Raw genomic sequence first — 15,038 nt, 5'->3', positions numbered from 1 at the left:
TTTTTTATTTTTCCGGAGAGCTGGTTCGATGTTACAGATCACCGACAAGGCGAAGGAGAATGCGCTCGACCCGTTGTGGCGCATGCCGTTTCGGCCGCTGTTTCTTGGGGCCGCGATATGGAGCTGTGTGGCGCTGGCGCTCTGGCTGCTGACCCTGTTGGGACAGGGTAGCGCCGTTTTGCGTGTGAGCCCGCAGTGGCACGCACATGAAATGCTGTTCGGTTTTGCCGGCGCGGTGGTGGTGGGTTTTGTGTGCACCGCCAGTCAGACCTGGACTGGATTGCGTTCACCAAGCGGACGCGCGCTGGTCGGCCTGAGCAGTTGCTGGCTGCTGGCGAGGCTGGGGTATCTGATCTGGGCGGTGCCGCTGTGGCTGCCAGTGGCGGCGGAACTGGCGTTTTTTGCCGGTGCCGCCTGGGCGGTGGGGCGCCGGGTGATCGCCGTGCGCCAGTGGCGCAATCTGTTCCTGATCCCCGCGCTGCTCGCATTCGCCGGGCTGTCCGCATGGCATGCACTGGCGCAGACGCAATCGCATTCGGTGGCCGTGCTGGCGCTGCTGCTGGTGACTTCCATGGTGTTGGTGTTCGGCGGCCGGGTGATTCCGTTTTTTACTGCGCGCCGCTTTGGGGAAACGGCGCGGGCCAAATGGACGTGGCTCGAATTCGCCGGCCACGGCCTGTGCATTGCCCTGCTACTGGCGGTGGCACTGTCGTTGCCGAAAGCCTGGGCGGGGTGCGCGGCACTGGTGTTGGGGCTTATCCAGATACTGCGCTGCGCGCGCTGGCGGGTGGCATTGATCTGGCGCGAGCCGATGCTGTGGTCACTGCATATCGGGTACTGGTCACTGGTGTGCGGGCTTCTGCTGTTGGGCGTCGCCTGGTGTGGGCTGTTGCCGGTCAACATGTTTCTGCTGGAGAGCGCTGCAATTCACACCATGGCGGTGGGCGGCATTGGTAGCGTGATCCTGTCGATGATCTGTCGCGTCACCCTCGGGCACACCGGGCGTTCGCCAATGCAACCGCCATCCGCCACCGCCCTGGCGTTTGTGCTGTTGCTGGCGGCGGTGTTGGCGCGGGTACTGCTGGCGCCGGCAATGGTGGCCTACTGGCTTTCCACCGCCCTGTGGCTGCTGGGGTACGGCATCTTCCTTTGGCGTTACGGCCCCATGCTGCTGGCGCCGCGCACCGATGGGCAACCGGGATGACGGAGCTTCTCTCCCCCGCCGGCACCCTCAAAAGCCTGCGTTTTGCCTTCGCCTACGGTGCCGACGCGGTGTATGTGGGGCAGCCGCGCTACAGCCTGCGAGTGCGAAACAACGAATTCAACCGCCCGCAGAATCTCGCCGCGGCGATTGATGAGGCTCACGCCCTGGGCAGGAAAATCTATGTGGCCAGCAACGTGGCGCCGCACAATGACAAGCTGCGCAGCTACCTGCGGGACATGGAACCGGTGGTCGCCATGGGCCCGGATGCGCTGATCATGTCCGATCCCGGGCTGATCCTGCTGGTGCGCGAGCGCTGGCCGGACATGCCGGTGCACCTGTCGGTGCAGGCGAACGCGGTCAATTGGGCGACGGTAAAATTCTGGCAGCGCCAGGGGCTGACGCGGGTGATCCTGTCGCGGGAGCTGTCTCTCGACGAGATTGAGGAGATCCGCATGCGCTGCCCGGAGATGGAGCTGGAAGTCTTTGTGCACGGCGCACTGTGCATGGCCTATTCCGGGCGCTGCCTGCTGTCCGGTTATATCAATCACCGGGATGCAAACCAGGGCGCCTGCACCAATGCCTGCCGCTGGGAATACAACGCCCACTCGGCGCGGGAGACCGAGACTGGCGACCTCGTCGTCGCGCAGCCGCCCAACACCGATCCCGCCCCAATGCTGTTGCAGGAAAAGAATCGCCCCGAAGAGCTGATTCCGGTGTACGAGGATGCACACGGTACCTACATCATGAATTCCAGAGACCTGCGTGCGGTACAACATGTACAGCGCCTGGTCGATATGGGGGTTCACTCGCTGAAAATTGAAGGCCGCACCAAATCCCACTACTACGTAGCGCGCACTGCGCAGGTCTACCGTCGCGCTATCGACGATGCCATCGCCGGTCTGCCATTCGATTTTTCCCTGATGGAAGACCTTGAGCACCTGGCCAACCGCGGTTATACGGAGGGCTTTTATCGCCGTCACCTGCCGGGTGAATTCCAGAATTACGAAAAGGGCGTATCCACTAACCCCAGACAACAGTTTGTGGGGGAGGCGCTGGAGGTGCGCGACGGCTGGATAACCGTGGCGGTTAAAAACCGGTTTGAACTGGGGGATGAACTGGAGCTGATTTCTCCCGCGGGCAATCACCGCTTTCGCCTGCAGCAGCTGCAAAGTCACAGCGGCGAATCGCTGATTGTCGCTCCCGGTTCCGGCCACCAGGTACGGCTGCCACTGCCACATGCATTGCCGACATCAGGCAGTGGTTTCACCCTGCTGATGCGCCACAGCGCCTGAACGATCACGCAAAAAAAAGCTGCACGGATATTCTATCGGTGCAGCAAGTCCTGTGAGTGACAGCCCCGGGTCTCCACGGGGCTGTGATGGTAATCCGTATTTACAGGATATTAGAGGCTTGGACGTCGTTTGAAACTACCGGCGGCTGGACGCCGATATTGAGCAATCCTTTCACCACCTGCCAGCTTACCGCCAGTGCACCGATGATAAACACCACATCACCGATGGTACGTATCCAGCGCAGCGTCTGTAGCAGGTCGCCCTGCATGAATCCTTCGCTGCGCGCATACCACAGACCTTCTGAAGCGCTGGCAACAAACTGGATGATACCCACCGGCAACAGGCTGGTGAACAGCATCATGCCGAGGCCTATATTCATCCACCAGAACGCGGTTTTCATCAGCTGTTCGCCGAATTCCAGATGTGGGCGGATATAACGCAGTATCAGCAGTACAAAACCGAGGGCGAGGAATCCGTAGACTCCGAACAGCGCCGCGTGTGCGTGGGTGGCGGTGGTGTTCAGCCCCTGCACGTAGTACAGCGAGATCGGCGGGTTAATGGAGAAGCCCAGCACGCCGGCTCCGAGCATGTTCCAGAAGGCCACGGCGACGAAGAACATGAGCGGCCACTTCAACCGCTGCATCCACTCCACGCGGTGTTGCAGGCGGTAGTGCTCCCAGGCCTCGTAACCGAGCACGATCAGGGGCACCACTTCCAGCGCACTGAAGGTCGCGCCCACCGCCATTACAGGTGTGGTGGTGCCGGAGAAATACAGGTGGTGGAAGGTGCCGGGTACGCCGCCGAGCATAAACAGTGAGGCGGAAGCCAGTGAGGCGATAGTGGCTATGCGCTTGGATATCAGCCCCATACTGCAGAAGATGAATGCCAGTGCAGCAGTGGCGAACACTTCAAAGAAGCCTTCTACCCACAGGTGCACGATCCACCAGCGCCAGTACTCCATGATGGAAATATGTGTGCGCTCGCCATAGAAGAAGCCGGCGCCGTAGAACAGACCGATGGCGGCGACAGAGGCAGTGAGCAGGACCAGCAGGTGCTTGTCGCCGGGCTGGCGCAGTGCCGGCACGATCGCGCGCAACATCAGCACCAGCCAGAAGGCGATGCCGGTGAACTTGCCGATCTGCCACAGGCGGCCGAGATCCACATACTCGTAACCCTGGTGGCCGAGCCAGAAATTCCAGTTCTCCGGCATGATCTGCGCGATGGCCAGATAGTTGCCGATAAAGGAGCCTGCAACCACCGTCACCAGCGCCCAGAACAGGATGTTGACACCGAGCTTCTGGAATTTCGGATCCCGGCCTCCATTGATAATGGGCGCCAGAAACAGACCCGCGGCGAGGAAGCCGGTGGCGATCCAGAACAGTGCCGCCTGAATATGCCAGGTGCGCACCAGGCTGTAGGGGAACCATTTGGACAGTTCAATGCCGTAGAACCCCTGTCCCTCTACCGTGTAGTGGGCGGTGAGACCGCCGAGAAAGACCTGCAGGGTAAACAGCGCCACCACGATAAACAGATATTTGCCCAGCGCTTTCTGCGAGGGTGTCAGCGCGATAGTGGTGAGCGGATCTCTGTGTGGCGGGGTCGGTTCTATTTCATCCTCGCCGCGCATAAAGGCCCAGCCCCACACCAGCCCGCCGATCCCGGCGATCAACAGCACCACACTGACAATGGACCAGACCACGTTTTCTGCCGTGGGCACGTTGTCGATCAGCGGCTCATGAGGCCAGTTATTGGTGTAGGTGGCCTCACCGGGGGTGCGCTCGGTGGCGGCCGCCCAGGCGGTCCAGAAGAAAAACTCACCCAGGCGCTCACGGCGCTCCGCACTCGGCAGCGTATCCTCCTTCATCGCATAGCTGCTGCGGGTCTGCTGTAGTTCCGGCGCGCTGCCAAACAGACGATGGTAGTAATCGGCCGTGGTCTCGATCGCTTTTACCCGGCGCTCGCTCAATACCAGAGTATCGCTGGCCGCGTCATAGCTGTTGTGGCGGTAGGCCTGCTTGAGCTGGTACTGCAACGCATTCTGCTGTGCGGGCTCCAGTTCGCGGTAGGACCTGCCGTATTCATCCTGTGCTGCCAGGTCCAGCCATGCGAGCAGCTCCCGGTGCAACCAGTCGGCCGTCCAGTCCGGTGCCTGATAGGCGCCGTGTCCCCAGATCGAACCGAGCTGCATGCCGCCCACAGACTGCCACGCGGTCTGGCCGTCGAGGATGCTGTCTTTTGTCATCAGTGGTGCGCCGTTTTCCGAGACCACCGTCTGCGGAATCGGCGGCGCTACCCGGTACACCTCTTTGCCGACATACCCCAAGATCCCGAAAGTGACCCCCAGTACCGCAATCAGCGTCCACCAGAGTTTGTAGTACCTGTTCATAATTTCCCCTTAACCATGTTGTGTGTTCGGTTGAACTTATGCCGCCAGGTGGCGTGCAAACAGAATGTCGTTTTCCAGTTGGATGTGTTTTTGCAGATCGCGTTTGAACGCTTGCAGCCCCGTGTACAGTCCGCGCCAGCTGTTGCAGACACCGTCCGGTGTAGTGATGGTGTCGGTGAGTGCGTCGATGCGCTCAATGGCCGCGGTGTGGTCATCGTGTTCGCCTAGCATCACCCGGATAGGCCCACCGGCCATGGCACCCTGGCCGCGACTCAACATCGGAAACAGGATCAGCTCCTCTTTCTGCATGTGCTGCTCGAGCTCCACGGCCATGTTGCGCAGGTGATCGGCGAGGCCGATGGGACAGGCGGGGTGCTCGAAGTGGGTGTGCTCCACTTTTTGCGCGAGGTGCACCAGGTCCCGCAGTTGCCGGCGGTGCACTTCGTGGTAGCGCTGCAACAGGTGTTCGATCAGCTCGTGGTCGTCGGCCTCGTGCCAGTTTTTTTCGTCGCGCTCGGCCACCGGCTGGGCGATGAGGGTATGCAGCTCGCCCAGTAGTTGGTCCCGATCGAGACCGGGGGTATCACCGGCAAATATCCCGCGCAGGGTCTTGTTCCCGCCGCAGCAGGAGGAAAGGTTGTGACGATTGAACAGCGCCGTGGCGCCGGGCAGCTCCCGGGCGAGTGTGGCGATGGGGATATCCAGTAGATCCATACTTTCTCCTTGTGCGCCGCGGGGCGCGGTGGAAGGTTGCGGGAGATGGTCGTCAGTCTTCAAAAAAGATGTATTTGATTTGCATCTTTGTGTGCGAGTGTACGCCTGTGGTTTAAAGATGTAAAATCAATGCATGTTTAGTTGGCGGGTATTTGTGGGTATGCGATGAACAGAAAGCGCGACACGCCAGATCGGCACCGGGCATCGATGCTGGCGACCCCGGGCTACCGGCACCTTTACGTGGTATTGGCCTGGTGTTGTCTGGCGCTCGCTTGTGTGGAGGTGGTGTTGCCGCTGGTACCGACCACGCCGTTCCTGCTGTGCAGCCTGTGGTTCAGTTTCAAGGGCAGGTCGGCATTGGCAATATGGCTGCTCCGGCATCGCCGTTTCGGCCCGCTTATCAGACGCTGGCGGCGGGAGCGAAGCATTCCGCTGGGGACCAAACGTCTGATCGGCGCGCTGTTGCTGCTCAACTGGCTGGCACTGCTGGCGCTCGGAGTCCGTCCGCTGCTCTTGCTGGGGGTGACGTTACTGTTTTGCGCGGTGCTGGGTTTTATCTGGCGCCTCCCCACGACCATTGAATCTGGATTGGGCACTTCGCCCCAGGAACGGAAATAATCCGGATCAGAAAATTCCGGGCGGAGACACTTATGCACATTACCCGTTACACCGATTACTCACTGCGTGTACTGATCTACCTGGCCGCCAACGACGGCAAACTCTGCACTATTGGCGAAATAGCCAAGAGTTACGACATTTCCAAAAACCACCTGATGAAGATCGTCCAGGACCTCAATGCCCGGGGCTATCTGTTGGCGGTTCGCGGAAAAAACGGCGGGCTCCGCCTGAATGCGGATATAGACACCATCAATATCGGGTCGTTGGTACGGACCTTTGAGCAGGGCAGCAAACTGGTGGAATGCTTCGGCAGCGACAACCAGTGCACGATTACCCCGGCCTGCCAGTTGAAGGCCATGTTTGCCGAGGCGATGGAAAATTTTTTTCGCACCCTGGATGCCTACACCCTGCAGGACCTGGTGGGCGGGAAGCGCAAGGCGGCGGTGCAGGAGCTGCTTTTTATCAACGCCGCGTCGTGAATAAGGGATTCAGGCGGTTTTGATCAGCCCGTTGGCAGCAATGGCGCGATAGATTTTCTGGCACAGGCGGCCGAATTTGTTGACGTCGCCGAGGGTGGGAATTTCACCGCGGTCCAGTTTCTGTTCCCAGTCCACGATTTCCCCATCCAGCAGTTCCAGCAGTTTTTTCGCACAGCCCTTGCAGGGACCGGCGCAGAGTTCGGCGGCGGGCATGGTGAACGGCAGCGTGTCGCGCGCCTGTTTGATGATCTGGCGGATTGCGGTGCTGGTATCCGGTTTTGCCGAGGGTCTGGTCTCCGGGTTCATCGGCGACTCCATTTGTGTAATTTCTGCGGCACAAGGATGTGCCGCAGTCTGACGCGAGCCCTGAAATACAAAAAATCCACGCATCTTTGCCGGTATTTCAAGGGCGACAATCAAATAGTTCACGACGAAATATTTGATTGCCGGTTAATAGTCAGCCAATGGGCAGGACGCGTTTGCTGATGGCTGCGGAAATGATGAACATGAAACACACCGCCGCCGCGGTGGTGAACGCGAGACAGCGTGACAGCTGTTGCGGTGAGCTGCGTAGCGCCGCAGCCCCGCACATCACATATCCCACCAGCGCCACCAGCTTCGCCTGCAGCCAGGGCTGGGTAAGCGGTATCCACTGCCACATCCACAGCAACCCGATGGCGCTTGCCAGCAGCGCGGTATCGAGCAGGTGTGGCAGCGCGCGCGCGGCGCGATGTTTGATCCAATTGGCATTCCCCAGGTGTGCGCCGATGCGCAGCGCGAGGCCAGTGCCGGAGAGCAGCGCCAGAGTGATGTGCAGGGTTTTCAGGGTCGGGTAATCCACGGAACTTCTCGATCGGGTTGCGGTGTGTCAGGCATGCCAGTGCAGCTTGCGCTCGCGCGCATAGTCCGGGGTGAAGTGAAACTGCACCGCGGTGCCGCCTTCGGCGCGTTGGCAGATTTCGATGGAGCCTGCCAGGCTGTGGGCGCGCTCGCGCATGATCGACATGCCGAAGTGATCGCGCTTCTCCGGGGATTCGCCGATACCGATACCATTGTCCTCCACGTGCACGTGGATCTCACCGTAAAAATCCATGTTCAGGCGGATCTTGATGTGATCGCCGTGGGAGTGGTACACCGCGTTCTGTGAGGCTTCACGCACCAGCTGCAGAAGATGGATTTCCTCCTGCGGAGTGAGCGGCACTTCCGCCAGGTTGTACTCCAGTTCGATGCCGATTTCCGGGTGTTGCTCGCGGTAGTGCTCGATCGCTTTCAGCAGCGCGCCGCGCAGACCGCCGTCGGCAATCTGCAAGCGGAAGGTGGTGAGCAATTCGCGCAACTGGCGGTAGGAATTCTGCAAGCCGCGCTTTAGTTCCTCGATGATTTCGCTGATGTCCTCCCGGCTGGTGTCCTCGGACTTGTTGCAACGGTTGAGGCGTGCCACCTGGATTTTCAGGTACGACAGCGACTGCGCCAGTGAGTCGTGCAATTCGCGCGCGATGATGCTGCGCTCATCCAACAGTGCCGCGCGCCGCTCCTGCTCGCCACGCTCGCGCAAGGTGCTGGCGGTGGTCAGCGCATTGGCAAACGCACTCAGGTGCTGTACCTGTTGCCACGGCAGCTTCTGCCCCGGGGGCTGGCTGCACACCAGCACCCCGTAATTGCGCGCGCCACTCTCCAGTGGGAAGCGGTAGACGTTGGCCTCGTCCGGCATTTCGATATCACAGCCGCGCGCGCAGCTCTGGCAGTCGACGGTACCACAGGCGGCATTGTCATCGCCGTGTGTCAGGTGGCTGTAGGGCGTGTCGCCCTCCGGGGTCATCAGGCACAAGTCGAGATTATCCAGGCCCGTCACTTCACTGAACTCCTCCAGCCACTGCTGCAGGCCGCTATGACTGATTTCGCCCTCGCTGATGGCACTGGCGAGCCGGAACTGGAAATTCAGAATGCGGTGGCTGTGCTGCAGCTCCGTGGTCTTGATTTTCACGCGTTTGGCGAGATCGCGATGGGTTTCCTCGATCACTTTGCTCATGCCGCTGATGGTGTCCGCGAGCAGGCCGAGCTCGTCGTCACTTTTCAGTTCCAGGTTGTACTGGAAATTGCCGCGCGCGATGTTGGCGCAGCAGTCGGTGAGCTGTTTCAGCGGCTGCTCCACTGAACGCGACAGGGTGAACAGGGACAGGTACACCAGGGTAACCGTGGCGAACAGTGAACCCAGTTGCATCAGTCGCAGCAGTCCCACGGTGGCCTCGGCGGAGTGCTGAAAAGCCAACACCAGCGCATCCACCTCGTCGACAAAATGTTCCGCTACGGCGATGACAGCTTCGTGGTCCGATACCTGTTCACCGCTGGCAATCGCGAGCATGTAGGGGCGGATCTGTGTTTCCCACTGCGCGCGCACGCGCGCGAATTGTTCGGCCCCGGCCTGGCGGTCGTTGCCGTTGAGATCAGAAATGCCACCGATTTTATTGAGCCGGCTGGTCAGTTCATCGGCCGCCAGGCGCGCAGTATCGGGATTGGTGTTGATGGCGCTGGCGGCGAGTTTATAGGCGAGCATGCGCACCGAACCGGACTGGTTGACCGCGGCGGCGTCGTTTTCGGCAGCATCGGAAATAACGTAGGAGGCCACCATTGAGCTGACCGCCACCAATGCAGTGGCGAGCATCAGCGCTCCGATGCGGAACACCACGGATTGACGGATGCGGTTGAAAACTCGAGTGGGCATGGGCAGGCCTCCGAAGGCAACTGGCCTATTCTGCCAAAGGTTGTGGTTAGAGGGAGTACCTCTAATGAGCCATATATCTTCCGCTCAGTGGCAGGCGCGACGGAGGCGGGCGGCCGGCGGCGCGCTTACTGGATTTCCAGCACCGGTCATTCATATTTCCCTACCCACAAAGGGGTAGGGCGGGCCGGTAATACGGCGGAATTGTACCACTTTTGGTGCAGTGCCTCTTCCCGAGACGAAATTTATAGTCGGCCCCAGCTCGCCATTTCTGGCCCGTTTGTTCGTCTTGGAGGCCCCATGAGCCACTTTCTGGATCGACTCAAATATTTCAAAAAACGTACTGAACCCTTCGCCAATGGTCACGGTGAAAAAAACCAGGATGACCGCAGCTGGGAAGATGGCTATCGCCGCCGCTGGCAGTTCGACAAGATCGTGCGCTCCACTCACGGCGTCAACTGTACCGGTTCCTGCAGCTGGAAAATCTATGTGAAGGATGGCCTGGTCACGTGGGAGACCCAGCAGACCGACTATCCGCGCACCCGCCCGGACCTGCCGAACCACGAACCCCGCGGCTGCCCGCGCGGTGCCAGCTACTCCTGGTACATGTACTCTGCCAATCGCCTCAAATACCCCAAGGTGCGCAAGCGCCTGCTGCGCCTGTGGCGCGAGGCCAAGGTACAACACAGCGACCCGGTGAACGCCTGGGCCAGCATCGTCGAGAACCCGGCCAAGGCGAAGTCCTACAAGGAGCGGCGCGGGATGGGCGGCTTCGTGCGCGCGCGCTGGGACGAAGTGAACGAGATCATCGCCGCGTCCAACGTCTACACCGCCAAGGTCTACGGGCCCGATCGGGTATCCGGCTTCTCACCGATTCCGGCCATGTCCATGGTGTCCTACGCCGCCGGCGCCCGTTACCTGTCACTGATCGGCGGCAACTGCCTGAGTTTCTACGACTGGTACTGCGACCTGCCGCCGGCCTCGCCGCAGATCTGGGGCGAGCAGACCGACGTGCCGGAGTCCGCCGACTGGTACAACTCCAACTACCTGATCGTGTGGGGCTCCAACGTGCCCCAGACCCGCACCCCGGACGCCCATTTCCTGAGTGAAGTGCGCTACAAGGGAGCCAAGACCTGCGTCATCACCTCCGACTACTCCGAGTGCTCGAAATTCGGCGACACCTGGCTGGCGCCGCGCCAGGGCACCGACGCCGCCCTGGCCATGGCCTTCGGCCACGTCATCCTGAAGGAATTCCACGTAGACAAGCCGAGCGCCTACTTTACCGAATACGTGCGCACCACCACCGATATGCCGATGCTGGTGACGCTGGTAGAGCGCGATGGCCAACTGGTACAGGATCGCTTTCTGCGCGCCTCCGACCTGGTGGACAACCTGGGCCAGGCCAACAACCCCGAGTGGAAAACCATCGCCATCAACGACGACGGCCGCCTGGTTTCCCCGCAGGGTTCCGTGGGTTATCGCTGGGGTGAAAAAGGGAAGTGGAATATCGAACAGCGCGACGGCGCCGACGGTTCTGAGCTGCAACTGAAGCTCAGTCTGAAAGACTGCGCCGATGACGCGCGCGATGTGGCCTTCCCCTATTTTGGTGGCCAGACCCACGAGTACGACTATTTCCAGCACACCGATCACAGTGACGTGATCCAGCACCGGGTACCGGTGAAAAAAATCGTCGGTGCCGATGGACGCGACATTCTGGTGGCCAGCGTGTTTGACCTGACGCTGGCCAACTATGGCGTGGAACACGGCCTCGGCGATCCCAACTGTGCATCCAGTTACGACGACGACAAACCCTACACCCCGGCCTGGCAGGAGCGCGTCACCGGCGTCAACCGCAGTGACGTGATCCGTGTGGCCCGCGAGTTCGCCAGCACCGCAGACAAGACCCGCGGCCGTTCCATGGTGATCGTCGGTGCGGCTCTGAACCACTGGTACCACATGGACATGAACTACCGCGGCCTCATCAACATGCTGATGCTGTGCGGTTGTATCGGCCAGAGCGGCGGCGGCTGGGCGCATTATGTCGGGCAGGAGAAACTGCGCCCGCAGACCGGCTGGACCCCGCTCGCCTTCGCTCTTGACTGGCAGCGTCCGCCGCGGCACATGAACGGCACCTCGTTTTTCTACAATCACGCCAGCCAGTGGCGCTACGAAAAACTGGACATGGAGGAGGTGATTTCACCGCTGGCCGACCGGTCCAAGTGGAGTGGCTCCATCATCGACTTCAACAGCCGTGCTGAGCGTATGGGCTGGCTGCCGTCCGCGCCGCAGTTGAGTGTGAACCCGCTGCAACTGGTGCGCGACGCCGAGGCCGCCGGCATGAGCGCGCAGGACTACACGGTGCAACAACTGAAAAGTGGCGCACTGAAATTTGCCTGTGAAGACCCGGACAGCCCGCAGAACTTTCCGCGCAACCTGTTTATCTGGCGCTCCAATCTGTTGGGCTCCTCCGGCAAAGGCCACGAGTACATGCTGCGGCACCTGCTGGGCACTCGCCACGGGTTGATGGGCAAGGATCTCGGCGAGTCCGGTGGCAAGAAACCGGAAGACGTCAGCTGGCGCGACCAGGCCGCCGAGGGCAAGGTGGATCTGCTGGTAACCCTGGATTTTCGCATGTCCACCACCTGCCTCTATTCCGACATCGTCCTGCCCACCGCCACCTGGTACGAAAAGGACGACATGAACACCTCCGATATGCACCCGTTCATCCACCCGCTCAGCAAAGCGGTGGACCCGGCGTGGGAGGCGCGCAGCGACTGGGAAATCTTCAAGGGCGTGGCAAAGAAATTCTCCGAACTTTGCCCCGGTCATCTGGGTGTCGAGAAAGATCTGGTGACCCTGCCGATCCACCACGACACACCCGCAGAAATCGCGCAGCCGTTCGGCGTAAACGCCTGGTGGAAGGGCGAGTGCGATCTGGTGCCTGGCGTTACCGCGCCGAGCCTGGTTGTGGTGGAGCGGGATTTCCCCAACACCTACAACCGATTCACTTCCATCGGCCCGCTGCTGGAAAAACTCGGCAACGGCGGCAAGGGCATCAGCTGGAATACCGATGCGGAAGTGGATTTCCTGAAAAAACTGAACCGCACTTACAGCGAAGATTCTGACCGCGACGGCCGCGCGCGCATCGACAGCGCCATCGACGCCGCGGAGATGATCCTGTCACTGGCGCCGGAAACCAACGGCCAGGTGGCGGTGAAGGCGTGGAAAGCGCTGGGAGAATTTACCGGCCGCGACCACACTCATCTGGCCAGGCCCAAGGAAGAGGAAAAAATCCGCTTCCGCGATATTGTGGCGCAGCCGCGCAAAATCATTTCCTCGCCCACCTGGTCCGGGCTCGAAGACGAACATGTGAGTTACAACGCCGGCTACACCAACGTGCACGAACATATTCCATGGCGCACCATTACCGGCCGCCAGCAGTTCTACCAGGACCACGAATGGATGCGCGATTTCGGCGAGAACCTGTGTGTGTACAAACCGCCGATCAACCTCAAAACAGTGGCACCGGTGTTGAACAAAAAGTCCAACGGCAACAAGGAAATCCTGTTGAACTGGATCACCCCGCACCAGAAGTGGGGTATCCACAGCACCTATTCCGACAATCTGCTGATGCTGACGCTGTCCCGCGGTGGTCCCATCGTATGGATGAGCGAAACCGACGCAAAACTCGCCGGTATCGAGGACAACGACTGGATCGAAATCTTCAACGTCAACGGGGCCATCGCCGCGCGCGCGGTGGTGTCGCAACGGGTGCCGGACGGCATGGCGATGATGTACCACGCCCAGGAGCGGATCGTGAACACCCCGGGGGCGGAAACCACCGGCACCCGCGGCGGTATCCACAATTCAGTAACCCGCGCGGTGATGAAACCCACGCATATGATTGGCGGATACGCGCAGCAGTCCTACGGTTTCAACTACTACGGCACCGTGGGCTGTAACCGGGATGAATTCGTGATCGTCAGGAAAATGAACAAGATCGAATGGCACGACGGTGAAGTCGTGAAAGAGGCCCCGGACACTGCGGAGGTAACACAATGAAAGTAAGAGCCCAGATCGGCATGGTGCTGAACCTCGACAAGTGCATCGGCTGTCACACCTGTTCCGTCACCTGTAAAAACGTGTGGACCTCCCGCGAGGGAGTCGAGTACGCCTGGTTCAATAATGTCGAAACCAAGCCCGGCATCGGCTACCCCAAAGACTGGGAAAACCAGGACAAATATCAGGGTGGTTGGGTGCGCAAAAAGAATGGCAAGCTGGAACCCCGCCAGGGTGGCAAGCACCGTGTGCTGGCAAATATTTTCGGCAACCCCAACATGCCGGAGATTGACGACTATTACGAGCCGTTCGATTTCGATTACCAGACACTGCACAAGGCACCGGAGCAGAAGCACCAGCCGGTGGCCCGTCCGCGCTCGCTGATCAGTGGCCAGCGCATGGAAAAAATCGACTGGGGTCCCAACTGGGAGGAAATCCTCGGCACCGAATTTGAAAAGCGCAAAAAGGACAAAAACTTCGAGCAGGTGCAGGCAGATATTTACGGTGAATTTGAAAACACCTTCATGATGTACCTGCCGCGGCTGTGCGAGCACTGCCTGAACCCGGCGTGTGTGGCGAGCTGCCCGAGTGGTGCCATCTACAAACGCGAAGAAGACGGCATCGTGCTGATCGATCAGGACAAGTGCCGCGGCTGGCGCATGTGCGTGTCCGGCTGTCCTTACAAGAAGATTTACTACAACTGGAAAACCGGCAAATCCGAGAAGTGTATTTTCTGCTACCCGCGCATCGAGTCCGGCCAGCCCACCGTGTGCTCGGAAACCTGTGTCGGCCGTATCCGTTACCTCGGTGTGTTGCTGTACGACGCCGACCGCATCGAGGAAGCCGCCGCAGTGGAAAATGACAAAGACCTGTACAAGGCCCAGTGCGATATTTTCCTCGACCCGTTCGATCCGAATGTGCAGGAAGCCGCGCGCGCCGAGGGTATTCCCGAGGCATGGCTTGAGGCCGCGCAGAATTCACCGGTGTACAAGATGGCCATCGACTGGCAGATCGCACTGCCGCTGCACCCGGAATACCGCACCCTGCCGATGGTGTGGTACGTGCCGCCGCTGTCACCGATCCAGAATGCGGTGCAGGCTGGGCACGTCGAGACCATCACCGTGGGTCGCAACGCGGAGATTCCGGATCTTTCCAACCTGCGCATTCCACTCAAGTATCTCGCCAACCTGCTCACCGCCGGCGATGAGCAACCGGTGGCACGCGCACTCGAGCGCATGATTGTGATGCGCGCCTATATGCGCGGCATCCACGTGGACGGAGTGCAGGATCGTGAACTACTAGAGGAAGCCGGTATGAGCGTACAGCAGGTGGAGGAAATGTACCGTTATATGGCGCTGGCCAACTACGAGGACCGCTTCGTGGTGCCTTCCAGCCACAAGGCTTACGCGGAAAATGCCTACGACATCAAGTCCTCCTGCGGTTTCAGCTTCGGCAACGGCTGCGGCACCGGCAACGACAGCGTGAACATTTTTGGTGGCAAGTCCCAGACCGTGCGCCAGGTGATTCCCGCGAAAATGGTCGACTGAGGAGATGACTGTGGAAAACA

11 protein-coding genes are annotated in these 15,038 nt (G+C 60.2%); 6 read left to right on the top strand and 5 right to left on the bottom strand.

The window, feature by feature from the left end; genetic code table 11:
• The first annotated feature begins 28 nt into the window (after positions 1 to 28).
• Positions 29 to 1,204, top strand: coding sequence for an NnrS family protein (locus FDY93_RS18080; protein WP_138237152.1), 1,176 nt, complete (start codon positions 29 to 31; stop codon positions 1,202 to 1,204).
• Positions 1,201 to 2,496 carry a prephenate-dependent tRNA uridine(34) hydroxylase TrhP gene (gene trhP / locus FDY93_RS18075; RefSeq protein WP_138237151.1) on the top strand — a complete coding sequence of 432 codons (1,296 nt, stop codon included), beginning with the start codon at positions 1,201 to 1,203 and terminating at the stop codon, positions 2,494 to 2,496. The genes FDY93_RS18080 and trhP overlap by 4 nt, the downstream gene beginning before the upstream one ends.
• A gap of 100 nt (positions 2,497 to 2,596) precedes the next feature.
• Here trhP and FDY93_RS18070 read toward each other — a convergent pair whose 3' ends face one another.
• Complete coding sequence (locus FDY93_RS18070) at positions 2,597 to 4,882, bottom strand: nitric-oxide reductase large subunit (protein WP_138237150.1); 2,286 nt, start codon at positions 4,880 to 4,882, stop codon at positions 2,597 to 2,599.
• Positions 4,883 to 4,918: 36 nt separating this feature from the next.
• Positions 4,919 to 5,596: an iron-sulfur cluster repair protein YtfE gene (gene ytfE, locus FDY93_RS18065; RefSeq protein ID WP_138237149.1), complete on the bottom strand. Its 678-nt coding sequence runs from the start codon at positions 5,594 to 5,596 to the stop codon at positions 4,919 to 4,921.
• Between the two features lie 165 nt (positions 5,597 to 5,761).
• Here ytfE and FDY93_RS18060 point away from each other — a divergent pair, with 165 nt between their 5' ends.
• A complete protein-coding gene (locus tag FDY93_RS18060) occupies positions 5,762 to 6,214 on the top strand; it encodes a YbaN family protein (RefSeq protein ID WP_220446239.1) in 453 nt (150 codons plus the stop codon).
• A gap of 32 nt (positions 6,215 to 6,246) precedes the next feature.
• On the top strand, positions 6,247 to 6,693 hold the full coding sequence (locus FDY93_RS18055; protein WP_138237148.1) for an RrF2 family transcriptional regulator: 447 nt from the start codon (positions 6,247 to 6,249) through the stop codon (positions 6,691 to 6,693).
• 9 nt (positions 6,694 to 6,702) lie between these two features.
• On the opposite strand, the gene FDY93_RS18050 is transcribed toward FDY93_RS18055, so the two are convergent.
• The 3 genes from FDY93_RS18050 to FDY93_RS18040 all read right to left on the bottom strand — a co-directional run bounded on the left by FDY93_RS18050 (position 6,703) and on the right by FDY93_RS18040 (position 9,415).
• A complete protein-coding gene (locus FDY93_RS18050) occupies positions 6,703 to 6,999 on the bottom strand; it encodes a hypothetical protein (RefSeq protein WP_138237147.1) in 297 nt (98 codons plus the stop codon).
• Positions 7,000 to 7,150: 151 nt separating this feature from the next.
• The gene (locus FDY93_RS18045) at positions 7,151 to 7,534 is read right to left on the bottom strand and encodes a SirB2 family protein (RefSeq protein ID WP_138237146.1); all 384 of its coding nucleotides are present in this window, start codon (positions 7,532 to 7,534) and stop codon (positions 7,151 to 7,153) included.
• Between the two features lie 27 nt (positions 7,535 to 7,561).
• The gene (locus tag FDY93_RS18040; protein ID WP_138237145.1) at positions 7,562 to 9,415 is read right to left on the bottom strand and encodes an ATP-binding protein; all 1,854 of its coding nucleotides are present in this window, start codon (positions 9,413 to 9,415) and stop codon (positions 7,562 to 7,564) included.
• A gap of 297 nt (positions 9,416 to 9,712) precedes the next feature.
• Between FDY93_RS18040 and FDY93_RS18035 the strand changes: the two genes are divergently transcribed.
• On the top strand, positions 9,713 to 13,474 hold the full coding sequence (locus FDY93_RS18035; protein ID WP_138237144.1) for a nitrate reductase subunit alpha: 3,762 nt from the start codon (positions 9,713 to 9,715) through the stop codon (positions 13,472 to 13,474).
• Entirely contained in the window at positions 13,471 to 15,018 is a 1,548-nt protein-coding gene (gene narH, locus FDY93_RS18030) for a nitrate reductase subunit beta (RefSeq protein ID WP_138237143.1), read from the top strand. Before FDY93_RS18035 ends, narH begins: the two co-directional genes overlap by 4 nt.
• Positions 15,019 to 15,038 lie beyond the last annotated feature (20 nt).

The organism is Microbulbifer harenosus, from assembly GCF_005771435.1.
GTDB lineage: Bacteria > Pseudomonadota > Gammaproteobacteria > Pseudomonadales > Cellvibrionaceae > Microbulbifer > Microbulbifer harenosus.
This window is presented reverse-complemented; position numbering and strand designations above follow the sequence as displayed.